This is a genomic window from Mycobacterium sp. P4_H6 (assembly GCF_056400845.1).
Genome location: NZ_JBFUKN010000177.1, coordinates 1 through 1,037 on the forward strand (window position 1 = coordinate 1; position 1,037 = coordinate 1,037).

A 1,037-nucleotide genomic window follows, 5' to 3' on the forward strand; every position below is an offset into this window, starting at 1 on the left:
GCGGGTCCGGCGGCGCGATCACCCGCCGGACCCACTGCGTGGGCCGTTTCTCTGTGTAGTTTTCAAGGTGCCTGCAAAGCCGGTTATGCGGCTGTGGGTAGGTCGGTCATGGTGCGTCGGGCGTGGGAGCGCAGGTGCGCCGGCTCTGCTTCGTTCGCGTCGTGGGGCGGGATGAACCAGGGGTGCCGGTCGGGACCCAAATAGACCTGCCAGCCGCCGTGATGGATCGCGGTGTGGTGCAGCCGGCACAACAACACGCCGTTGTCGACGCTGGTAATGCCTCCGGCGCTCCACGGTCGGATGTGGTGGGCATCGCACCAGGACACCGGCCGCCCGCAGCCGGGGTGGGCGCAGCCACCATCGCGTACTGCCAAGCCTTTCCGGATCGCGGGCGTGAACAGTCGCTCGGCGCGCCCCACGTCCAACGGCGCCCCCGCACCGTCGACAATCACCGAGGTGAGGGTGCTGTCACACGCGATCAATTCGGCGGTGATGGCGCTGACCGGCCCGGTGAACCCGAGGGTGTCCAYGAACCCTGGGGCCTGCGGGCGGATCAAGGTGACATGCGGCAACACGCCGCCGGAGGCCGGGCGCCGCGAGTGCGACAGGTAGGTCCGCACCAACTGTCCGAGGGCGTCCGAGCGGCGCTTACCGACCGGGCGCGGGTCCGGTGAGCCGTCCGGCAGTGGGATGGGCCGGCACAACGGATCCAATGCCGTGAGCAGTTCCTCACCGGTCAGCGCGTCCACGTCGAGGGTGGCTGCGACCCGCCCTTCGTCGGTGACGATCACAGTCATCTCATTGAGGTCAGCGTTCTCGGCGACGGGCACTGCCCCGGCCACCGGCGGTTGCTTCGAAGCTTTGTCGATGGCGATCTCACGGGCTTTCTCGGCCACCTGCGAGGGAGTGGTCTGAATCATCAGCTTGGTGACGACCGCGGCCCGGTCCTCCTCGGACAACGGGACTCGGCTGTTGATGTGGGCGACTCCTTTGCCGACGGCGTCCGCGAACTCGATACCGATCCCACCGAGGCGCTG

At 68.2% G+C, this 1,037-nt stretch carries 1 protein-coding gene; it reads right to left on the minus strand.

Going from position 1 to position 1,037, the window contains the following annotated elements; translation table 11 throughout:
* Positions 1 to 83: 83 nt before the first annotated feature.
* A partial coding sequence (locus AC1DTF_RS32335) for a DUF222 domain-containing protein (protein ID WP_477477036.1) occupies positions 84 to 1,037 on the minus strand: 954 nt, incomplete at its 5' end.